Consider the following 21,609-nt stretch of genomic DNA (forward strand, 5'->3'; position numbering starts at 1 on the left):
AGCTTCGTCCCTATGCCGGCGCCATGCCGCACCGGCACTTTGCTGCGGCATGGCGCGCAGGGTGGACATGAAGGCGCAATCTTTTCTTGCGCAGCAACACTTCTTCACGAAGCCGCACCCATCGCGCAAAAGGCATGGTGTTACCCCGGACACGACCAATTTCACGATCAATTTCCTGCGGAGTGTCCCCCTCATGATCCTCGCTTCCTTCCTCGCTCTGGCGACGCTTTCGGCCCCGGCAGCTCCGCTGCTGGCCGCTCCCACTGCCGCTGCTCACCCGGCCCCGGTGTGCCAGGGCGCGCCTGGCCGTCCCGCGCTGTGCCGCCCCGCTGCCGTCGCCGCGCCGGTGGCGGAACGCACCGATGCAGCCGCTGGCCGTGTCGCCGTGGTGGCCTGCCATCCCGATCCGGGCAAGAACCGCGGTTGTTTCCGCCGCACCGCCATCGGCACTGATGCCGCCCTTGCCCAGAACGCCGTGGTGCGCGAGGATGCGCGCTGAGGCGGCGGTATGATCGAGCCTGGAACCAAAGGAGCGCCATTGCGTAGCACAGCCATGCTGGCCACCCGTCTTGCCCCCTCCATCGTGCTTGTCGAAGACGATGGCCCCCTGCGCACGCTGACCGCCCGCGCCCTGCGCGAGCATGGTTATGAAGTGCGCCCGGCCGCCACCGGCGCGGAAATGTGGGTGCTGCTCGATAGCGCGCCGGCCGACCTTGTCGTGCTCGATATCATGCTGCCCGGCACCAACGGGATCGAGCTGTTCCGCAAGCTGCGGCGGTTGAGCGACGTGCCGATCATCTTCATTTCCGCCCGTGGCAGCGAGGAAGACCGCGTGCTTGGCCTGGAACTCGGCGCCGATGACTATCTCGCCAAGCCATTCGGCACGCGCGAACTGGTCGCCCGCGTCGGCGCCGTGCTGCGCCGTGGCGGGCAGGGCGGCGATGGCCTGGCGGCGGCCGAGCCGGGTGAGCGCGCCAGCGAAATCCGCTTTGATGGCTGGACGCTCTCGCTCGCCCGCCGCGAACTGCATGCCCCCGATGGTGTGATGGTGGACCTGACCGGGGCGGAGTTCGATCTGCTCGCCACGTTCGTGGCGCAGCCGCAGCGCGTGCTGGGCCGCGAACGCCTGATCGAGCTGTCGCGCACCCGCCTGGGTGACAGTTCAGACCGCAGCATCGACGTGCTGGTGTCGCGCCTGCGCCGCAAGTTGACGGCGGCCGGGGGCGAAGCCCCGATCGCGACGGTGCGCGGGGTTGGCTACATGTTCAAGGCGCAAGTCACCCGCACGTGATGCAGCGCCGCTCATGATTTCCCGGCGCCGGCTGTCGCTGCGCCGGGCCATGCGCCGCTTCGGTTTGCCGGAGCGGCTTTTGGCCATTCTGGTGCTGATGGCGGCGATCGATTTCGGCTCCAACGCCGTGCTGTTCGATCGCGCCAGCAACTTTGCCCTGCGCAGCGATGATGCGGCGCGCATTGCCGAAAACCTGGTAATCGCCAGCCGCGCGCTGGAAGCAGAAGAGCCCGCCGACCGCCCGGCGCTGGCCGAGCGATTGTCTTCACCGCGCTTTTCCCTGGCGTGGAAACCGCGCCTGGCCCACGGCGACGATGCCCTTTCGCTCGACCGGCTGCGCGCGCAGGTGCTCGATGCCGCGCCCGAATTGGCCTCGGGCGATCCGCGCTTTTCGCTGAAATCGCTCGCCTCGCCCGGATCGGTAAACGGGGCGATGCTGCTCAAGGATGGCTCGGGCGTGGTGTTCCGCACCCAGGCAAGCGAGGCCTGGACGCTCAATGCCGGACGGCTGGCGGTGCTGCTGGTGCCAACGCCCTTGCTGGTGGTTCTGGCCTGGGTGCTGTTTCGCGCCACGATCCGCCCGCTCAAGGCGCTGGTATCGGCCACCGGGCGGGTTGGCGCCGGCCCGCCCGAACCGCTGACCGAGCGCGGCCCGGACGAAGTGCGCCGCCTGATCCGCGCGTTCAACCGCATGCAAAGCCGCATCTATCGCCAGATGCTCGATCGCACGCAGTCGATGCTGGCGATCGGTCATGACTTGCGCACACCCCTTGCGCGGCTGCGGCTGCGGCTGGACGATGCCGGCATCGACCGCGAAACCCAGGCAGACATGGTCCACGACATTGACGAGATGATGCACCTGCTCGCCTCGCTGCAGGCCTATGTCGAAGGGGAAGGGCGGCAGATCCCGGCAGAGCCGGTGGACCTGGCGGCCATGGCGATGACCCTGGTGGACAACGCCTATGACCAGGGGGGCGATGCCACCTATGACGGGCCAGACCGGCTGGTGATCCAGGCGCGCGCGGTGTCGCTGCGCCGCGCGCTGGGCAATCTGGTGGAAAATGCGCTGCACTATGCCGGGCACGTGGAAGTGATCGTGCGCGCCGACGGCGATTGGGCCGAAGTGGTGGTGGCCGATCGCGGGCCGGGCATTCCGGTGGACCGGCTGGACGAAGTGACCCAGCCGTTCGTGCGCCTGGATGCGGCGCGCGGGCGCGATACCCCGGGCATGGGGCTGGGCCTGGCCATCGTCAAGCGCGCGATCCGGGCCGAAGGCGGCACGCTGATTCTCGCCAATCGCCGCCCCGAACCGGGCGAGGCCGGGCCGGTCAGCGGCCTTGTCGCCACGGTTCGTCTGCCGCGCAAGGCCGGCTACCCCGCTGCCAAGCCAGGGAAATAGTTCCTTACAGTTGCGACGGCTGCGGGCAAAGACATCCGCGTACCTCTTGCATCAAGCGCAACGGCATTCGCCCCGCGCATCAGATATTCAAGAGGAGGTACCTCCCCATGAACGAACTTATCGGCCGGGTTTTCCGTTTCGAAAAGACCGTGTTTCCGCAGAGCAGCGAGCTTTATGGCCAGCTTTCTGCCCACGGCCAGGCGCCCAAGGCGCTGATGGTGTCCTGCGCGGATTCGCGCATCGTGCCCGAGCAGATCATGCAGGCCCAGCCTGGCGACCTGTTCGTGTGCCGCAACGCTGGCAACATGGTGCCGGCCTATTCAACGATGAACGGCGGCGTCTCGTCCACGGTAGAATATGCCGTGGTGGCGCTGGGCGTGCGTGACATCATCGTGTGCGGACACTCTGACTGTGGTGCGATGAAGGCGCTGGCCGCGCCCGAGCCGCCGCAGGGCATGCCCAACGTGGTCGCCTGGCTGCGCCATGGCGCTGCGGCCGAGCATGTCGTGTCGAGCTGTTCGCCGCATTTGCACGGCAGCGAGCGCGTGCGCGCGGTCAGCCTGCAGAACATCATCGCCCAGATCGATCATCTGCGCACCCATCCGTCGGTTTCGGCGGCGATCGCGCGCGGCGAAATGTCGCTCCATGGCTGGTTCGTGGATATCAGCGCTGGCCAGGTACTGGGCCTGGATGGCGATACCGGCGAATTCGTGCCGCTGCGCGAAGATCGCCCGCTGCCGGTTGCCCTGGCGGCCGCACCGCGCTTTGCACGCGAACCGGCCCTGGCGGAGGCGGCCGAATGAGCCAGGCAGCAATCGCTGCATCGCCCGAGGCTGCCCCCGCAAGGGGCGGCCTCGTTCGCGATTTCACCGCGTCGATCGTGGTGTTCCTGGTGGCCATGCCGCTGTGCATGGGCATTGCCATCGCCTCGGGCGTGCCACCGGAAAAGGGCCTGGTGACCGGCATCATCGGCGGCATCGTCGTCGGCCTGCTGGCCGGCTCTCCCTTGCAGGTTTCCGGCCCGGCGGCGGGCCTGGCCGTGATCGTGTTCGAATTCGTGCGCGACAATGGCCTGTCCGCGCTTGGCCCGGTGTTGCTCGTTGCCGGGCTGATCCAGTTGGTGGCGGGTATTGCCCGCCTGGGCGGCGTGTTCCGCGCCATTTCCCCGGCGGTGGTGCATGGCATGCTGGCCGGCATCGGCGCGCTGATCGTGGTGGGCCAGTTCCACATCCTGTTCGATGCCAAGCCGATGTCCAATGGCTTGGCCAACCTGTCGATGATCCCGGCGCGTGTGCTGGGCCTTTCGCCGTTCGATTGGCGCGCCAGCGAAATGGCGCTGGTCCTGGGCCTGGTGACGATCGTGGGCATGCTCACCTGGGACAAGCTCAAGCCCAAGGCGCTGTCCCTGGTGCCGGGCGCCCTGATCGGGGTGGTCGCTGCCACCGTGCTCGCCGCCGTGCTCGGCCTGCCGGTGGCGCGCATTGCCGTGCCGGATTCGCTCAGCGCCGCGTTTGCCGCGCCGGGCGGCGCGTTCCTCGATCCGCTGCTGGCCAAGCCGGCGCTGCTGGTTTCGGCCGTGGCCATCGCCTTTATTGCCAGTGCTGAAACGCTGCTGTCAGCCGCCGCGGTCGATCGCATGCACAATGGCGTGCGCACGGATTACAACAAGGAACTGCGCGCGCAGGGCGTGGGCAATCTGCTGTGCGGCATGGTTGGCGCCCTGCCGATGACCGGGGTGATCGTGCGTTCTTCGGCCAACGTCCAGGCCGGTGCGCAAACCCGCTGGTCGGCCGTGCTGCATGGCGCGTGGATCCTTGGCTTTGTCGCGCTGCTGCCCTGGCTGCTGCGCGAAGTGCCGATGGCTGCGCTCGGCGGCGTGCTGGTGGTGACGGGCTGGAAGCTGGTCAGCCTCAAGCATGTGAAGCACCTGTTCACCCACTATGGCCCGCTGCCCGCGGCCATCTGGGCGGTGACCTTTGCCTTGGTCGTGACGACCGACCTGTTGACCGGCGTGCTCGTGGGCATGGCGCTGTCGCTGGTGGAACTGCTGCCGCATGTGAAGCACCTCAACCTGGGTGTTCACGCCCACGATCATGGTGACGCCACCAACGTGGAACTCAAGGGTGCGGCCACCTTCCTGCGGCTGACCAAGCTCAACGCCGTGCTCGAAGACCTGCCGGCCGATCGCCGTGTCCACCTCGATCTCGGCCGGGTCAAGGCGATCGACCACACCACTGCCGAAACCCTGCGCGAATGGCTCGCCCGCCGCCGCCAGCAGGGCAACGCGGTAACCGTCTCGGGCCCCGAGCCGATCCTGCGCGCGGTGCCCCACGCCGCCTGATCGCGCAGAGCCCCTGTCGAACTCCTGAGCCCACCCCCATCCCGGCTCATGGATGGCGCACCACGCGCCGCTGCCCCCACGGCCTCTGGCCTGTGGGGGCAGTTTCGTTGAGCCAGGCCTGCGACAACGGCACATAAAAAAAGTCCCCCGCCAGCTTGGGGGCTGGCGAGGGACAGTCGTGCGTACCTGGTGGAAAGGGCGGGTTAGAAGTTGACCGTGGCCGACAGCACCACGCGCGAGGACGAGATCGAGGCGCCGTCCTGGACCTGATACTTGGTGAAGTTGGGCCGCAGATAGGCGGCATCGGCATCGCTGATGTTGGTGTCGATATAGGCAATGCCCAGTACCACCTTGCCCAGCGCCAGGTCGGCGCCCAGCAGCCAATCGGCATAGGAACCGGTCGGCGCCACGCTGGTGCCATTGGGGCCGAGGCCGGGATTGCCCTTGGAATAGCCGAGGTGGGCCTTGAGCGTGACCGGGGTAGTCGGGATTGCGCCGCTCACATCGCCCCAGACATAGAGGTTGTCGTTCTTGGCACCGGGATGTTCGGGCGTGCCGGCGACGTAGCTGGCGCCCGAATCATACCACTGACCCAGCGCCTGCTGCTTGGGCGCATAGGCCACGCCGGCCAGTGCCGAGACCGGGCCGACGGTGCCCGACAGCTTGACGAAGGGTTCGGCAAAGTCGGTCTTGGCCGCGCCGCCCGGATACATGTACCAGGTCAGGCCAACGTCGAGCGTGGCCGGGCCGAACGACTTCTTGAAGCCGCCGATCGCGTCGAGTTCCAGGTTGGGACCGCCGAACGTGCCCCAGCCGGCCAGGTTGGAGCCCCAGGTGCCGACGTAGAAGCCGCTTTCATGGGCGATGGTGACGCCGGCCTGCAGGGCAAAGCCATTGTTGGATTGCGACACGCCGCGCAGGCGATAGTCGGTCACCACGGCGGCGCTGCCGGAAATGGTGATGGCCGAAGGCGGCGCGGTGTCTTCCGCCTTGGCCGCGGTGGCCAGGGCCATGGATGCGCCGGCCAGCGTGGCGGCCAAGGCGATACGGCCGGCCCGGCGGCGTGCAGAGCGTTGAATCATCGGAACTGTCCTTCCCTCACGGTCATCGAGAAACGGTTCCGCCTGCGTCTCGGCGCCTGCCCGTCTCGGACGATGGCAAGGGAAAGCCCGGCCATCTCCGGCAGCAGGTTGCGCCGAGATGACCGGGGTTAGGCTGCGATGCTGTCTGTTCCTTTTCCTTTATGCAACGAAGTGTTGCTGTGTTTCTGCTGTGGCTTTTACGTCACAGCCACTTATTCGGGCAGCGGGATGAACTCGTGCTCTTCGGGAACATGGGCAAAGCGGTCTTCCTTCCAGTCTGCCTTGGCCTGCTCCAGGCGGTCGGGCCGCGACGAGACGAAGTTCCAGAAGATGTGGCGCTTTTCGGGAAACGGTTCGCCGCCCATCAGCATTACCCGCGCGCCGGTCGTGCTTTCGATCACCACTTCGGCGCCGGGCTTGAGCACGATCAGTTCGCTGGTGGCAAAGCCGCCGGTCTGGCCGCCCACGCTGATCTCGCCACTCACGACATAGAGCGCGCGTTCGACATGCTCGGCCGCCACGCGATAGCGCCCGCCCGGCGCGATCACCAGTTCGGCATAGACCAGGTCCGACAGTGTCTTGACCGGCGAGGTCAGGCCATCAACCTGCCCGGCGATCAGCGTCAGGCGGGTGCCATCGACTTCGCCCGTGGGGATTTCATCCGCCTTGTGGTGGGCAAAGGCGGGATCGGTTTCCTCGGCATGGGTGGGCAGGGCAACCCAGGCCTGCAGGCCGAACAGCGGGCCGCCGCTGCTGCGCATTTCCGGGCCAGTGCGTTCGGAATGGGTGATGCCGCGCCCGGCGGTCATCCAGTTGACCTCACCCGGGCGGATCGCCTGGACCGAGCCGAGCGAATCGCGGTGCAGGATCTCGCCCTCCACCAGATAGGTCACCGTGGCGAGGCCGATATGCGGGTGCGGGCGCACGTCGAGCCCCTCGCCACCGGCAAAGGCGGCTGGGCCCATCTGGTCAAAGAAAATGAACGGCCCGACCATGCGGCGGTGGGCCGAAGGCAGCGCGCGGCGCACCTTGAAGCCTTCGCCCAGATCGCGAACCGGGGGCAGGAGGGCAAATTCGATGCCCGGCACGTCGGGGGTGCGGATGGTCATGGCGGTGTTCCCAAAGCTTGCGCCCGTGACGGGCTATGTGGCCGGTTTAAGGCGCGCAGCTATTCAAGGAAATACCGATAAGGCTGGTCGAATTGTTCAGCTTTGTTGGACGGCTTGGACAGTCCTCCCACGCCGCTGCACCAGTTGGCCCAGCACCAGGCCCAGCAGCAGAACGGCGGCCCCGGCCAAGGCGCCCGGCCCCAGCTGGGTGAGCGAAGACCACAGCATGGCGGCCGACAGCGCCATGAAGGCCAGCGGAAACAGCGGAAACAGCGGCGTGCGCACCGGCCAGTCGTGCGCCTTCATCGTGCGGCGCAGGCGGATCAAGGCAGCCATGCCCAGGATCACGAACAGCCAGTACACCGGGGTCATGTAATCGACCATCGCGCCAAAGCCGCTTTGCGACAGGCCCGATACTGCCGTCAGCAGCAGGGAAAATCCGCCCACAGCCAGCGTGGCGCGCGCCGGGGTGCCGCGTGCGTCGTGCCAATTACCAAGCGCGGCCAGCGCCGGCAGGTCTGCCGCGGCAGACGCGGTGACGCGCGAACACACGATCAGCGTGGAATTGATGCTGCTGATCGCCGAGATCGCCACGATCCCTACGGTCAGCCACGCGCCGGCCGGGCCGAACGCGGTGCGCGCCAGATCGGCGCCGGGCGCGGTGCTGGCGGCGAGGGCCGCTGGCCCCAGCCCGCGCAGCAGCGCCCAGTTCATCGCGCAATAGATCAGCATCAGCAGCGCCAGCGCCCCGATCACCACCACCAGCATGGCCCGCCGCCCGCCGCGCACCTCGCCCGACAGCGTGGCCATGTCGCTCCACCCGCCATAGGCCAGGAACACATAGATCAGCGCCACGCCCACGCTGCCGCCACCAGCCAGCGGCGCGCCGGCGGCGGGGGCCGGCACGAGCAGGCCGGCCGCAGTAACACAGGCAAAGCCGGCCGCCACCAGTGCCACCAGCAGTGCCTGGGTCAGGAAACCCAGCCTGACATGCACGAGGTTAAGCGCGGTGAGCGCCGCCACGATCGCCAGCGCCAGCACGGTGCGCCCGGCATGGCCCAGCGGCCACAGCGCGCTGGCATAGTCGGCCAACAGATGCGCCATCAGCGCGATCCAGCCGGTGTGCATGATGGCAAAGCGCGACCAGGCATAGAGCGCGGCCACGCGGCCGCCCCAGGCCCGGCGCAGGAAACTGTATTCGCCGCCCGAATCCGGAAAGGCCGCCGCCATTTCGACATAGCATAGCGCGCCCACCATGGTGACCAGCGCGCCGGCTACCCACAGCAGCAGCACATGCCCGCCCGGCGCATTGGCCGCCACGGTGGGCGCGGTCTTGAGGCTGTCGGTCGACATGACCATGCCCAGCGCCACCAGCATGGCGTGGCCGACGTGGAGATGGGCGCGTGGGCCAGAAGTGGAACGGCCGGAAGTAAGGGGGCCGGAAGGGGGCAGATCGGTCAAGCAGGCACTTTCCGCAGGCTGGGGGCCACGAGCAGCGCACCTAGTGCGCGATTGCCACAGTCCGTGCAAGGATTGGCATGTTTTGAACTGCTCATTTGACCGAATAATACTCAAGTCATTAGGTGGATTTTTCCGACGTCCAACCGATCCGGGGTTTTCGTGGCACTTTCCGTCGTTTCCTATCGCGCGCCGCTGCGTTTGGCGCTGGTTTCCCTTGGCCTCTCGGCCAGCAGCATGGCGCTGGCCGCGCCCCAGGCACCGGCACCGGCCGCCGATGCGCCGGCTGCCGACATCGGCACCAGCGGCGATGCCATCATCGTCACCGGCACGCGCGAAAGCGGCCGCCTGGCCCGGCAGAGCGCCACCCCGATCGACGTGGTCAAGGCCGATACCCTGACGGCCACGGGCCAGTCCAACCTGGTCGATTCGCTGCGCAGCGTGCTGCCTTCGTTCAATGCCCCGGCCGTGGGCTATGACGTGGGCGCCCTGGCGCGCACCTTTGCGCTGCGCGGCCTTTCGCCCAGCCAGACGCTGATCCTGGTCAACGGCAAGCGCCGGCACCTGTCATCCAGCATCTATGCCGACAGCGATCCCTCGCAGGGCTCCAATGTCGTCGATCTCGATATGATCCCGCTGGCCGCCGTGGGCCGGGTGGAAGTGCTGCGCGATGGCGCGGCGGCGCAATATGGGTCTGACGCGATTGCCGGGGTGATCAACGTCATCCTCAAGGACGATGCCAATTCGGGCGGCGTTTCGGTGCAGGGCGGCAAGTATTATGCCGGCGATGGCACCTCGATCCAGGCCAATGCCGACAAGGGCGTCGCCCTCAAGGATGGCGGCGTGCTGCATCTGTCGGCCGGCTATCGCTATCAGGATTTCACCAACCGCAGCGGCGACAGCGGCGGCGTGCAGCCGGCCAAGGTGCAGGGCATGCCGCGCTCGGTCGTGGTCAGCGGCGGCTATGACTATACCCGGCCGCTGGGTGAAACCCTCGATTTCTACAGCTTTGGCACCTATGCCTGGCGCAAGGCGCGGGCCAATGAAAACCCGCGCCAGCCCGGCTGGTTTTCCGATGCGGTCGATGCGCTCTATCCCCAGGGCTTCACCCCGCAGGAAACCTTGAACGAGCACGATTTCAGCGTGACCGGCGGCATCAAGAGCCATGGCGACTGGGCGGTGGACCTTTCCTCCACCTATGGCCGCGACACGGTCAAGCTGCGCAATATCAGCACGATCAATCCCGATCTGCTGGCCGATACCGGCAATGCCCAGACCGATTTCAACGTCGGGGGCTTTGCCGCGTCGGAATGGACCAGCAACCTCGATGTGAAGCACCAGTTCGACCTGGGCCTGGCCGGTCCGGCGACGTTCGCGTTCGGCGCGGAAAACCGCTATGAAACCTACGAGATCCGCGCCGGCGAGCCGACGTCGTACTACAGCGGCGGGCCGCAGGCGTTTCCCGGCTTTCGCCCCAGCGACGCGGCCAACGTGCACCGCAACAGCGTGGCCGGCTATGCCGACCTGACGCTGCGCCCGGTCAAGGCTTGGGAGCTTTCGGGCGCCTTGCGCTGGGAGCATTACAACGGCGTGGGCAGCCGCCTCAACGGCAAGCTCGCCAGCCGCTATGACGTGACCGACCGCTTTGCCCTGCGCGGCAGTGTCAGCACCGGGTTCCACGCGCCGACGCTGGCGCAGCAGAACTATTCGGCCACCACGGTCACCACCGGCTATGCCTCGATCCAGCTGCCGCTCGGCTCGCCCGGCGCCAACCTGCTGGGCGCCCCCGCGCTCAAGCCGGAAACCTCCACCAGCGCCAGCCTGGGCTTTGTGGCAGAGCCGGTCCATGGCCTGTCGATCACGGTCGATGCCTATCGCATCGATGTGAAGAACCGGATCATCGAAAGCGCCTATCTCTATGGCGATCTGGCCCAGGCCGCGATTGCTGCCAACGGCACCACGATTCCCGCCGGGCTCGATCCGGGCAATGTCAGTGCGGTGTTCTTCACCAACGGCGTCGATACCCGCACGCAGGGCGTGGACATGACCGCCAGCTGGGTGATGCCGGCCGGCGCGCTGGGCACGATCCGCTGGGATGCGGGGCTGGCTTACGTGGATACCACGATCCGCCGCGTGCATGCCGCGCCGGCGGTCCTGGCCGATGCCGGTCTGGCGCTGGTCGATGCGGTGCAGCGCACCAATCTCACCACCGCCACGCCATCGTGGAAGGCCTCGCTGGCTGCCGCATGGAGCAGCGGCCCGTTGGATCTGACGCTGCGCAACACGTTCTACAGCAATGCGCGCCAGGCCCAGGGCTATGCCGAGCCCTATTACATCATCGATACCGGCGCGCGCGTGATCACCGATCTCGACATCGGCTATCGCGTCACGCCGCAGGTGCGCGTGGGCGTGGGCGCGAACAACCTGTTCGACGTGCACCCGCGCATGATCCCCACCGACATTGGCCAGGCGCTCAACTACGATCGCTATTCCCACGTTGCGCCCTATGGCATCAACGGCGGATCGTATTACCTGCGCCTGACGGTGAACCTGTGAGCCTGGTGATCCTTGATGGCGGCACGGGCCGCGAGCTGGCGCGCTGCGGCGCGCCGTTCCGCCAGCCCGAATGGTCGGCCCTGGCGCTGATCGAGGCGCCTGAGTTCGTGACCCAGGTGCATCAGCGCTATGTCGATGCCGGGGCCGATGTGATCACCACCAACAGCTATGCCGTGGTGCCGTTTCACATCGGGCAGGACCGCTTCGATGCCCATGGCGCGCAGTGGGCGGCACTGGCCGGCAGCCTGGCGCGCGCTGTGGCCGATGCCGCGCCGCGTGGCGTGAAGGTGGCCGGATCGCTGCCGCCGGTCTCGGGGTCTTACCGCCCCGACCTGATCGATCTGGAGCGCAGCCGCGCGGTGCTGTCGGTCTTGGTGACCGCGCTGGCGCCGCAAGTCGATCACTGGCAGGCCGAAACTCTTTCGGCGATTGCCGAGGCGGAACTCGTCGCCGATCTGATCGCGCCCACGGGCAAGCCGCTGTGGCTCTCGTTCACCTTGGCCGATGAAGACCCGGCCGCAGCCCCGCAGCTGCGCTCGGGCGAAAGCGTCGAAGCCGCTGCGGCCGCCGCCCTGCGGCTGGGCGCCCAGGCGCTGCTGTTCAATTGCAGCCAGCCCGAAGTGATGGCTGCCGCCGTGGCCCAGGCCAAGGCCGCCTTGGCCGGCAGCGGGGTGGCGATCGGCGTCTATGCGAATGCCTTCCCGCCGCAGGGCGCCGATGCCGAGGCGAACAATGGCCTCAGTCCGATCCGCGCGGATCTCACGCCCGAAGGCTATGCCGCCTTTGCCCGTGCCTGGGCGGCCGAGGGCGCCACGATCCTGGGCGGATGCTGCGGCATCGGGCCCGAACACATCGCTGTGCTGCGCAGCGAACTGGGCTAACCTGCCGGCGGTTATCCCAGCAGCGCGGGGGTGCGTCAGGCCCCCGCCTGCCCGCGCGGATAAGCGATGATCGACAGATAGCGGATCGTGCCCGGCCCCATGGTTTCCGGACCATGCTGGGCCTGGCTGTCGAACAGCAGCGTGTCGCCGGGCTTGAGGTCATAGCGCCGGTCGCCATGGCGATAGGACAGTTCGCCTTCCAGCACATGGATCAGTTCGGTGCCGGCGTGGGAAAAGCTGGTATAGGGGCTGGCCCGGTCCGACAGCGTGATCAGATAGGGTTCGATCACCAGGTCGCCGCGCATCAGGTGGCCCAGCAATTGATAGACATGGCCCGATTTGGTGCCGCGCCGATCGATCTTCACGCCTTCGCCTGCCGCCACGAACGAGCAGTCCTGCCGCTCTTCGGCCAGGGCGAACAGCGACGAGATCGGCGCGCTCAATGCCTGGGCAAGCGAGTGGATCGAGGTGAGCGAGGCGGAAATCTGCCCGTTCTCGATCTTGGAGAGCATGCCGGTGGAAAGCCCGGCGGCGGTGGCCAGATCGGCCACCGACAGATCCTGCTGGCGGCGCAACTGGCGCACACGCAGGCCCAGCGCCTTTTCCAGCGCGCGCGGATCGTTGCTGGGGGCGCCCGATCCGGTGGTCAATTGTTCGATAACTGCTTCTGAAGGCTCTGCCTGTTCGGCTTTTGCGCGCTTGGCCATATCGTCTCCTGCTGGCCCTGCATGGAACGGCGGCACGGCAAATTCAAGCTTGGCAGCCCGGGTGACGGGCCACCTTTTGACAAGGGGCGGTGCATCGGCGCATGAGCGGCGCCATGCACCTTGCCCACTTCGATATCGCCCGGTTCCTCGCCACTGCCTGGCAAAAGCAGCCCATGCTGATCCGCAATCCGTGGGGGGCGTGGCACAATCCGCTCGATCCCGACGAACTGGCCGGCCTGGCCTGCGAAACCGGGGTGGAATCGCGCCTGATCGTGCGCGGCGCGGGCGGGCCGGTGCTGGAACACGGGCCCTTGCCCGAAGACCGCTTTGCCAGCCTGGGCGCCGATCCCTGGACGCTGCTGGTCCAGGCAGTGGACCAGCAGGTGCCGCAGGTGGCCGATCTGATCGCGCCGTTCCGCTTCGTGCCCGATTGGCGGATCGATGACGTGATGATCAGCTATGCCACCGACGGGGCCGGGGTGGGGCCGCATTTCGACCAGTATGACGTGTTCCTGATCCAGGGGCTGGGCCGGCGGCGCTGGCGCGTGGGTCCGCGCTGCGATGCCGCCACGCCGCGCCAGCAGCACGCCGATCTGGCCCTGATCGCGGATTTTGCCGCCACTGGCGATTGGGTGCTGGAACCGGGCGACATTCTCTATGTCCCGCCCGGCTTTGCCCACGATGGCGTGGCGCTGGGCGATGATTGCATGACCTATTCGATCGGGTTTCGCGCCCCCTCGCGCGCCGAACTGGTGGAGGGCTGGGGCGCCCACGTCGCCGACCAACTGGAAGCGGCGGCCGATCACGAGGCCGATCGCTATGCCGATCCCGATCTCGTCCTGCAGGATCACCCCGGAGAGATCACCCCGGCCGCGCTCGACCGGCTGCACGCCATGACGCTGGAAGCGCTGGGCGATCGCGTCGCCTTTGCCCGCTGGTTTGGCCAGATGAACACCCAGGCCAAATACGCCGATACCGACTGGCGCCCCGATACGGCGGCAGACCCGGCCGATGTCGCCGCGCTGCTGGCGCAGGGTGTGGCGCTGCGCCGCAACCCGGCCCACCGCCTGGCCTATATCCGCGAGGGGGCCGGCACGCTGCTGTTTGCCGATGGCCAGGCCTGGCCCTGCGCCGACGTGGCCCTGGCCCAGGCATTGTGCGGCGGGGCGCTGGTGCTGCTCGATCCGGGCCTGGCCGGCGCGCCGGGCACCGCCGCGCTGGTGACCGCGCTGATCGACCAGGGCACGCTCGCTTTCGATGATGGCGAGGACGACGAAGACGGCGATTGGGCGGATTGAGCACCCATGGCCCTGATCGCGTTCAACAAGCCCTATGGCGTGCTGTGCCAGTTCACCAACGAGAGCACCGGCCCGGCGCGGCCCACCCTGGCCGATCACATCACCATGCCGGACGTCTATCCGGCCGGACGGCTGGATCTCGATAGCGAGGGGCTGCTGCTTTTGACCGACGATGGCCGCTTGCAGGCGCGGATTGCCGATCCCCGGTTCAAGGCGCCCAAGACCTATCTGGTGCAGGTGGAGGGAGAGCCGGACGAGGCGGCGCTCGCTGCCCTGCGGCGCGGGGTGCGGCTCAAGGACGGGATGACCCTGCCCGCTGGCGCACGCCGCATCGATCCGCCCGCGCTGTGGCCGCGCGTGCCGCCGGTGCGCTTTCGCAAGAGCGTGCCCGATTGCTGGCTGGAACTGACTCTGCGCGAAGGGCGCAACCGCCAGGTGCGGCGCATGACGGCGGCCGTGGGCCACCCCACCCTGCGCCTGGTGCGCTGGTCCATCGGCGCCTGGACACTCGATGGCCTCGCGCCCGGAGAGTGGCGCCAGGTGGATTAGGACGCTGCCAATCCGCGCTGCGTCGATCCATTGTGTGGGTAAGGGGCAAGGAGTGTTGGCTGGTTGCCATGGCGCAAGCCACCGAGCGGGACCCCGGGTCAAGCCCGGGGTGACGAAGAAGGTGTTGTTTTCTGAAACCTTACGTCACCCCGGGCTTGACCCGGGGTCCCGCTTTTCTGGTGGCCCGTCCTGCCAGACCGTCCGCAACCGGCGCGTCACCAGCCTTGGGCCTCGTCCGCACCGCACATGGCGCGCGCGGCGCTCAGAATCCTGGCGGCAGTTGCATGCCATATTCGGCCCAGGTCTTGTCCACCCCCGGTGACAGGCTGCGCGCGCGGGACAGATCGGCCAGCGCGCGGTCGCGCTCGCCCAGGCGGGCATAGGCCAGCCCGCGCCCATAGAGCGAGGCGATCAGCGTCGGCGCCATGCGCAGCGCGGTGTCGTAGTCGGCAATCGCGCCCTTGTTGTCACCCTGGCGCAGGCGCAGGAAACCCCGGCTGTCGATGAAATCGGGGCGGCCCGGCGCCAGGCGCAGGGCGTTGTCGCAATCGCCGCCGGCACTGTCGAGCGCCAGGTTGTGCGTGGCCTTGAACCAGCACACCAGGTTGTGCGCCTCCGGGTCTTGGGCATGGCCGGCCAGCGTGGTGCCGGCCAGTTGCAGCGCGGCGGCGGTGCGCCCCTGCGCGGCCATCATGTCCATCTGCGCGGCCGCCACCTTGAGCGAGGTGGGCGCCAGCTTGGCCGCGTGGGTGATATCGGCGGCCATCGCGTCAGTGGCGGCAGCGTCTCGTTCCAGGGCGGCGCGTTGCAGCAGGGCATCGATATTGTCGGGATCGCGCTTCAATGCGGCGGTCACGTCGGTCATGCGTCCGGCATTGTCGCCCACCGGCCGCATCGACGCGTGAGTCAGCAGGTCTGCCGCCGTGCCGTCATGCGCCACCAGCCAGTCGGCATCGGCCAGGGCACCGGTGCGGTCTCCCTCCTGCGCGCGCAGGGCAGCGCGCAGGCGGCGCATGTCGCGCGCGTCGGGGGTCTTGGCCAGCAGCGCGTCGGCCCCCTCCAGTGCCTCGGTCGTGCGGCCCAGCATCGAGAGCGCGACCACGCGCACGGGCTGCAGCGGCAGATCGGGCGCGAGGACAAGCGCGGCGTCGGTATCGGCCAGGGCCGGGCCATAGTGGCCCATCGCCAGGTGCGCGCTGGCCCGCCCGGCCAGAGTGCGCGGGTTGCGCGGATCGATCGCGATGGCGTGGTCATAGGCAGCGATGGCGTCGGCCATCTTCTGCGCCTTGAGCGCGACCAGCCCCTTGGCCGCCCAGGCCATGTCGTATTTGTCGTCCAGCGCCAGTGCGGCATCGGCCGTTTCGGTGGCGCGGGCATCGCCCTGGCTGGCATAGGCAAAGGCCAGCAGCCCTTGCGCGATCGGCTGCTTGGCATCGACCGCCAGCGACGCATTCAGGCCGGCGATGGCGCCGGGCATGTCGCCCCGGTCAAACGCAGCCGCGCCGCGTACCAGCCAGGCATGGGCCAGTGCCGGCTTGTCAGTGGCCAGGGCGGCCATGTCGGCATCGGTCGCTTCATACATCGCGGGCAGGCGGATGAACTGGCCATGGTTGCCCAGCTCAGCCATGCGGTCGCGCACCTTGGCGGCATCGGCGGCGGGCAATTCGGCCTTGAGAGCGCGGGTGTCGTTGTCCATCGTCACCGTGTCGCCATTCAGCGTCACACGACGGTGAAAGGCATAGAGGCCGCCCACGGTTTCATCCACGTCGCTCGCTTGCAGGGCAAAGTCCTTGCCGCCACGCGGCAGGCGCACGGTTTCGTGGTTGGCCCACCAATCGGGATAATCAAACGCAAAGGGCGCATCGGCCAGCAAGGTGCCCTCGCGCTGCACATCGGGTTTCCACCCTACGCGCGCGCGATCGAGTTCGTACCAGCGCATCGATCCGCTCGATGTCCACTCCATCTTGGCGGTGCCGGTCATGCCCAGCACATAATCGCCGCTGGCCTCGTCCAGAGTGGCCTTCACGGTTTGCGGGGTAACGAAATCATAGACATCGCGCCACAGCTTGCGCAGCTGGCGTTCGCGCTCGGCCGTGGCCAGGCCGGCATATTTCATCCGCCAGCGCGCCGCCGTATCGCCGCGCGCGCGCATTTCCGCCCGCGCCGGGGCGGGCACCTCCACCCCGGCCGAGGCATCGAGCGCAAGGCTGGTCACCACCTGCGGCGCGCTGGGCGCGGGCGGCACCATCGCCACCAAGCCGCTGCCTTGCGCCGTGGTGGGCAGGCCACTGGTGTAATTCGGCACTTCCAGCCGGTCGAGCCGGCTATCGCCCTGGCGCGTGCCGTCCAGCCAATAGCTGCGCCCGCCGATCTGCGCCTCGACCAGCACGTGATCGAACAGGTTCATCGCCGGCAGGCGCGCGGCCACGGCATCGCCGCTGTCGGTATCGACAAAGACCGGCCGTGCCGCGATGCCCAGTCCCTTGAGCAGTGCCACCAGCAGTGCGGTCTTGCCCTTGCAATCGCCAAAGCGGCGCTGCCACGTCAGGTCTGCCGGGGCGGGCACAAAACCGCCATCGTTCATGCCGATGAACAGATAGCGCACCTGTTCCTGCACCAGGGCCAGGGCCAGTTCGGCGCGGCGCACCGGATCGGAGCTGGCGGCGGCAATGCGCGCGATCTCGGCCTTGAGCGGGCTATCGGGTTTGAGCGTTTCGGCGGTTTCGAACAGGGCGTGGCCGGTGCGCGAGACGCTGGGCCAATCGGCAAATTCGGTCAGCTCCACCAGGTTGACCAGGCCAAAGCGCGCGGGCGCGCCGGCGGGCGCCCGCTCGGTGGAAAAGTCGCTGCGTTCGGCCAGCAGTTCCATCGTGTCACCCTGCCGCGTCAGCTTGGGTTGCACCACGCCGGGCCAGGCGCGCCATTGCACCGCGCGGCCCACCGGCCAGGTCATCCTCAGGCGATAGTGGCCCAGCGGGAAACCGTCTGCCGGGCCCATCACCAGTTCGGCGCGGCCACCGATCGCCGGATCGCGGCGCGTGCGGGTATAGGCCACGTCGATCACATCGCCGACGCGCAGGTCATCGGGCTGGAGCGTGGCGGTCAGCTTGCCATCGAGCATCGCATCTTCGAGGTTCTTTTCGCGGCGCACCACGGAAAGGGCGCTGCCATCGCCCAGCAGGTCGATCACGCTATCGCCGCGCAGGATGCGATAGCGGTGCAGCGTCAGCGTTTCGAGGCTCGGATCCCAGCTCAATTGCAGGGCGGCATCGTCCAATCCCTGGGTGGTGGCAATGCGAAAGCGGTTGGCGCGATAGACGCTGCTGCCGCCATCGATCAGGTGCGCCTGCTCATCGATCAGCAGGTCGATCGTGGCGGCACCTTGCGCGCCGGCGCCGGTGGGCGTGATCGCGGCGCCGGGCGGCAAGACCCAGGGTTCGGGTGGGGCAATGGCCGGGCGGGCCAGCGCCGCGCTGGCCGTGCTGGCCCTGCCCTCGGGCGCGGCGTAGGCGCTGATGGGTGCCACGCCCAACCCCAGACCCAGGCCCAAGCCCAGCAGGGCGAGCGCTGCACATGGCCGCAAAGAAGCGGCGGCCAGCGCCGCGGCTGCACGAAAAACCCCCAAGAATGCCCCCACCTTTGTGCCGCATGGTAACGGCAGATTTGTCTTTGTTGCCATTGCTATCGCCTGCGCCGGGAACCGTCCAGCCAGGGTTGGCGCGAAATTGCTTCAAGTTTCGCGGGAAGCGGGGCAGATGGGCCATGCCGCAGCGCGCGGTGCCTGGATCGACGCACGATGACCGCAGACAGACCGCCGGTTTACCTCGCTGATCAGTCGGCCGTGCTCGGCGTGCCTGCCCGTTCGGCAGGGCGGCCGATCCGGCGCGGACGGCTGGTGGCGGGCATTGCCCTGCATTTCCTGGCGCCTGGTTATGGCCTGGTGCTGGTGACCGATGCCGCGCTGGGCCATGCCCCGCATGCGTGGGCGGCCTGGCTGCCCCATGCCCTGCATCTGGGCGGCTGGTTCCTGGCCGCCTATGGCGCCGCCGCCGTGGTGGCGAGCGGCGTGGCGGCTTTGGCCGATCGGCGCCAGCGCGTGCAGGCGGCACCGCCGGCAGTGCCGTTGGCCCCGGCCCTGGCCGCAGCACAGGGCCGCTTTGGCGCGGCGGCTGATGCACAACTGGCACGCATTGCCAGCCTGGCCGCGCCCACCGAAGCCGGCCCGATCGCCCAGGATATCATCCGCCTGCTTGCCGCCAGCAGCGCCGCGCCCGCATCCGATCCCGGGGTGCAGCATGGCACCGCCCAGGCCCTGGCAACGCTGGCCGACGCGCTGGAGCAGGACATGCGCCAAAGATCAGGCGCAGCACAGGATCAGGCGCGCGTCATGGCGCGGTATATCGACCTCAAGTATCGGCCCGGTTCTGACGGGCAGGATACTGTGTGACATTGCGATTGTTGTGGATTTCGCTGTGAAAACGGCCTAGATGAGTCGGTGGCCGCATCGAGCGGCTTTTAACAGGGTAACAGCACCCATGGGTGTGCAATTCTTCCCTTCGGCCCGGCGTATCGCCCGGCTCACTTTCACCAAGCACAGGTTTGAAAGCCCAGGCCGCTTGCGGCCCTGACGGCGCGCACGCCGCGTCAGGCCTCAACCACGCCTGACCGTGGCCGCGCGCCCGTGCGCAACCGCACCACCCCATCCGCACCATTCCCGCACGCCGGTATGCCATGCCGGGCGCCATGCTTGCCCTAGCCGGGCCGGATAGCCGGCGCAGTTGGCAGGCATGCGTGCGGCCTGCTGTGAGGGTTGCGTCACCCCGGTTGCTGTTTCCCCTGATCCAGACTCCACAGGATGTCATCCATGCTTGATCCCATCATGCTCGGCACCGCTGCCGTGCTCGTCGTGTTCGTCTTCGTGCTGTTCGTGGCGTCGCGCTGCGTGCGCTATGTCGGCAACAATCGCGTGGCGATTGTCGAAAAGCTGTGGAGCGGCGCCGGTTCGATCACCGACGGCCTGATCGCCCTGCGCGGCGAAGCCGGGTTCCAGCCCGACGTGCTGCGCGGCGGCTATCACTTCTTCTTCCCGTTCCAGTACCGCATCCATAGCCAGTCGCTGGTGACCATTCCCCAGGGCCAGATCGGCTATGTCTTTGCCCGCGATGGTGCGCCGCTTGGCCCCACGCAGACCCTGGCGAGCAATGCCCACACCGCCGATTTCCTCGATGTGCGCGCGTTTCTCTCGGCCGGCGGGCAAAAGGGGCCGCAGCGCACGATCCTGCGCGAGGGCACTTATGCCATCAACACCGCGCAGTTCGTGATCATCACGCGCGATCGCATCCATGGCCTGATGCTCAATGCCAATGACGGCGATCTGTTCGGCCAGATGCAGACGCTGATCGCCGGGCGCGGCGGGTTCGAAGCCGTGGTGATCAAGGATTCGGCCGACCAGATCGGCATTGTCACCGTGCACGATGGCCCCGCGCTCAGCGCCGATCACATCATCGCGCCCGAAGTAGGCACACAGCAGGGCGATGCCGCCACGTTCCACAACTCGTTCCAGGACCCGGAAAAGTTCATCGCCGCCGGCGGCCGGCGCGGGCGCCAGTTGCAGGTGCTGGTCGAAGGCAGCTATTACATCAACCGCCTGTTCGCCACGGTGGAAATGGTCGCCAAGACGGTGATCGAGGTGGGCCATGTCGGCGTGGTGATCAGCTATACCGGCAATGACACGGCCGATACCTCGGGCGATGATTATCGCCATGGCGAGCTGGTCGCGCGCGGTTCGCGCGGGGTGTGGAGCGATCCGCTGCTGCCCGGCAAATATGCGTTCAACACCTATGCCGGCAAGATCCTGATCGTGCCCACCACCAACTTCATCCTGAAGTGGGAAAGCGACACGATCGGCCAGCACAAGTTCGACGAAAACCTCTCGGAAGTCTCGCTGATCACGCGCGACGCGTTCGAACCCACCCTGCCGCTGTCGGTGGTGGTGCATATCGATTACCGCAAGGCGCCGCTGGTGGTGCAGCGCTTTGGCGATATCAAGAAGCTGGTCGAACAGACGCTCGATCCGATGGTCTCGGCCTATTTCAAGAACATCGCCCAGAAGCGCACGCTGATCGAACTGCTGCAGGAACGCAGCGACATCCAGGAACAGGCCGGCGCCGAAATGCGCGCCAAGTTCGCCACCTACAACCTGGAAATGCAGGAAGTGCTGATCGGTACGCCGCGCGCCAGCGCCGGCAACGACCAGATCGAGAAAGTGCTGCAACAGCTGCGCGAACGCCAGGTGGCCGAAGAGCGCGTGACCACCTATGAAAAGCAGCGCATCGCCGCCGAAGGCGAAAAGGCGCTGCGCGAGGCCGAGGCGCGCGCCAACCAGCAGACCGCGATCACCCAGTCGGAACTCTCGATCATCGTGCGCGAAAACGAAGGCAAGGCGGCCCTGCGCCAGGCCACGCAACAGGCCGAACAAACCCGCACCCTGGCCAAGGCCGAAAGCGAGCGCGTGCGCATCATCGGCGAGGGCGAGGCCGCGCGGATGATCGCCCTGGCCGCGGCCGATGCCGAACGCATCACCAAGACCGGCCTTGCCACCGCCGAAACCATTGCCCGCCAGGCCGAGGCATCGGGCGGGGCGCAGAACCAGCTCACGCGCCAGATCGTGGAGCGGCTGGCCGACGCACTGGAAAAGTCGGGCGTGGACATCGTGCCCCGTATCCAGATCAGCACTGGCGGCGACGCCAGCGGCGCTGCCGGTGGGCCATTGGCCGCGCTGATCGGCATGATGCTGGGCGAAAAGGGCCGGGACATGCTGGCCAGCGACGCGGCGGCAGAGCCCGTGCAGACTCACTGACGCATCCCGCACGGCCCCGCTCCAACGAAACGGAACGGGGCCGTTTCATTTTTCGGGGTAGCGCGGAGTAGGCGCTGTG

Annotated in this window: 16 protein-coding genes; 11 read left to right on the plus strand and 5 right to left on the minus strand. The window is 67.7% G+C overall.

The window, feature by feature from the left end; genetic code table 11:
- Positions 1–193: 193 nt before the first annotated feature.
- The 5 genes from C8K14_RS17600 (at position 194) to C8K14_RS17620 (ending at position 5,031) form a co-directional block, all read left to right on the plus strand.
- Positions 194–499 carry a hypothetical protein gene (locus C8K14_RS17600; RefSeq protein ID WP_108350170.1) on the plus strand — a complete coding sequence of 102 codons (306 nt, stop codon included), beginning with the start codon at positions 194–196 and terminating at the stop codon, positions 497–499.
- 54 nt (positions 500–553) lie between these two features.
- Complete coding sequence (locus C8K14_RS17605; protein ID WP_054132086.1) at positions 554–1,291, plus strand: response regulator transcription factor; 738 nt, start codon at positions 554–556, stop codon at positions 1,289–1,291.
- 13 nt (positions 1,292–1,304) lie between these two features.
- Positions 1,305–2,690 (plus strand): ATP-binding protein, encoded by a 1,386-nt coding sequence (locus tag C8K14_RS17610; RefSeq protein WP_107718004.1) that lies wholly within the window; start codon positions 1,305–1,307, stop codon positions 2,688–2,690.
- Positions 2,691–2,797: 107 nt separating this feature from the next.
- Positions 2,798–3,493: a carbonic anhydrase gene (locus C8K14_RS17615; protein ID WP_062787749.1), complete on the plus strand. Its 696-nt coding sequence runs from the start codon at positions 2,798–2,800 to the stop codon at positions 3,491–3,493.
- Positions 3,490–5,031, plus strand: coding sequence for a SulP family inorganic anion transporter (locus C8K14_RS17620; protein ID WP_107718006.1), 1,542 nt, complete (start codon positions 3,490–3,492; stop codon positions 5,029–5,031). The genes C8K14_RS17615 and C8K14_RS17620 overlap by 4 nt, the downstream gene beginning before the upstream one ends.
- A gap of 203 nt (positions 5,032–5,234) precedes the next feature.
- On the opposite strand, the gene C8K14_RS17625 is transcribed toward C8K14_RS17620, so the two are convergent.
- The 3 genes from C8K14_RS17625 to C8K14_RS17635 all read right to left on the minus strand — a co-directional run bounded on the left by C8K14_RS17625 (position 5,235) and on the right by C8K14_RS17635 (position 8,683).
- Complete coding sequence (locus C8K14_RS17625) at positions 5,235–6,113, minus strand: TorF family putative porin (RefSeq protein ID WP_022677419.1); 879 nt, start codon at positions 6,111–6,113, stop codon at positions 5,235–5,237.
- Positions 6,114–6,325: 212 nt separating this feature from the next.
- Positions 6,326–7,222, minus strand: coding sequence for a pirin family protein (locus tag C8K14_RS17630; protein WP_022677418.1), 897 nt, complete (start codon positions 7,220–7,222; stop codon positions 6,326–6,328).
- 96 nt (positions 7,223–7,318) lie between these two features.
- Entirely contained in the window at positions 7,319–8,683 is a 1,365-nt protein-coding gene (locus C8K14_RS17635) for an APC family permease (RefSeq protein ID WP_233251134.1), read from the minus strand.
- Positions 8,684–8,842: 159 nt separating this feature from the next.
- Between C8K14_RS17635 and C8K14_RS17640 the strand changes: the two genes are divergently transcribed.
- Entirely contained in the window at positions 8,843–11,236 is a 2,394-nt protein-coding gene (locus C8K14_RS17640; protein WP_107718011.1) for a TonB-dependent siderophore receptor, read from the plus strand.
- Positions 11,233–12,117, plus strand: a complete 885-nt coding sequence (locus C8K14_RS17645; RefSeq protein WP_233251135.1) for a homocysteine S-methyltransferase family protein — start codon at positions 11,233–11,235, stop codon at positions 12,115–12,117. The genes C8K14_RS17640 and C8K14_RS17645 overlap by 4 nt, the downstream gene beginning before the upstream one ends.
- 35 nt (positions 12,118–12,152) lie before the next feature.
- Here C8K14_RS17645 and C8K14_RS17650 read toward each other — a convergent pair whose 3' ends face one another.
- Positions 12,153–12,824 (minus strand): XRE family transcriptional regulator, encoded by a 672-nt coding sequence (locus tag C8K14_RS17650; protein ID WP_022675447.1) that lies wholly within the window; start codon positions 12,822–12,824, stop codon positions 12,153–12,155.
- A 113-nt stretch (positions 12,825–12,937) separates the two neighbouring features.
- Here C8K14_RS17650 and C8K14_RS17655 point away from each other — a divergent pair, with 113 nt between their 5' ends.
- Together C8K14_RS17655 and C8K14_RS17660 are read left to right on the plus strand one after the other, a co-directional pair.
- Entirely contained in the window at positions 12,938–14,122 is a 1,185-nt protein-coding gene (locus C8K14_RS17655; protein WP_107718093.1) for a cupin domain-containing protein, read from the plus strand.
- Between the two features lie 6 nt (positions 14,123–14,128).
- Positions 14,129–14,671, plus strand: a complete 543-nt coding sequence (locus C8K14_RS17660; RefSeq protein ID WP_107718013.1) for a pseudouridine synthase — start codon at positions 14,129–14,131, stop codon at positions 14,669–14,671.
- Positions 14,672–14,933: 262 nt separating this feature from the next.
- On the opposite strand, the gene C8K14_RS17665 is transcribed toward C8K14_RS17660, so the two are convergent.
- Positions 14,934–18,197: a DUF3857 domain-containing protein gene (locus C8K14_RS17665; protein WP_233251136.1), complete on the minus strand. Its 3,264-nt coding sequence runs from the start codon at positions 18,195–18,197 to the stop codon at positions 14,934–14,936.
- Between the two features lie 270 nt (positions 18,198–18,467).
- Between C8K14_RS17665 and C8K14_RS17670 the strand changes: the two genes are divergently transcribed.
- Both C8K14_RS17670 and C8K14_RS17675 read left to right on the plus strand, forming a co-directional pair.
- Positions 18,468–19,118, plus strand: coding sequence for a hypothetical protein (locus C8K14_RS17670; protein WP_107718017.1), 651 nt, complete (start codon positions 18,468–18,470; stop codon positions 19,116–19,118).
- A 417-nt stretch (positions 19,119–19,535) separates the two neighbouring features.
- On the plus strand, positions 19,536–21,530 hold the full coding sequence (locus tag C8K14_RS17675; protein WP_107718020.1) for an SPFH domain-containing protein: 1,995 nt from the start codon (positions 19,536–19,538) through the stop codon (positions 21,528–21,530).
- The last annotated feature ends 79 nt before the right edge of the window (positions 21,531–21,609 follow it).

This window comes from Novosphingobium sp. GV079 (assembly GCF_003058045.1).
In the GTDB taxonomy this organism is placed as follows: domain Bacteria; phylum Pseudomonadota; class Alphaproteobacteria; order Sphingomonadales; family Sphingomonadaceae; genus Novosphingobium; species Novosphingobium capsulatum.

Coding starts and splice junctions, on each gene's coding strand:
- C8K14_RS17670 (WP_107718017.1), top strand. CDS start 18,468: ATGACCGCAGACAGACCGCCGGTTTACCTCGCTGATCAGTCGGCCGTG.
- C8K14_RS17675 (WP_107718020.1), top strand. CDS start 19,536: ATGCTTGATCCCATCATGCTCGGCACCGCTGCCGTGCTCGTCGTGTTC.
- C8K14_RS17625 (WP_022677419.1), bottom strand. CDS start 6,113: ATGATTCAACGCTCTGCACGCCGCCGGGCCGGCCGTATCGCCTTGGCC.
- C8K14_RS17655 (WP_107718093.1), top strand. CDS start 12,938: ATGCACCTTGCCCACTTCGATATCGCCCGGTTCCTCGCCACTGCCTGG.
- C8K14_RS17650 (WP_022675447.1), bottom strand. CDS start 12,824: ATGGCCAAGCGCGCAAAAGCCGAACAGGCAGAGCCTTCAGAAGCAGTT.
- C8K14_RS17600 (WP_108350170.1), top strand. CDS start 194: ATGATCCTCGCTTCCTTCCTCGCTCTGGCGACGCTTTCGGCCCCGGCA.
- C8K14_RS17660 (WP_107718013.1), top strand. CDS start 14,129: ATGGCCCTGATCGCGTTCAACAAGCCCTATGGCGTGCTGTGCCAGTTC.
- C8K14_RS17605 (WP_054132086.1), top strand. CDS start 554: ATGCTGGCCACCCGTCTTGCCCCCTCCATCGTGCTTGTCGAAGACGAT.
- C8K14_RS17610 (WP_107718004.1), top strand. CDS start 1,305: ATGATTTCCCGGCGCCGGCTGTCGCTGCGCCGGGCCATGCGCCGCTTC.
- C8K14_RS17630 (WP_022677418.1), bottom strand. CDS start 7,222: ATGACCATCCGCACCCCCGACGTGCCGGGCATCGAATTTGCCCTCCTG.
- C8K14_RS17620 (WP_107718006.1), top strand. CDS start 3,490: ATGAGCCAGGCAGCAATCGCTGCATCGCCCGAGGCTGCCCCCGCAAGG.
- C8K14_RS17615 (WP_062787749.1), top strand. CDS start 2,798: ATGAACGAACTTATCGGCCGGGTTTTCCGTTTCGAAAAGACCGTGTTT.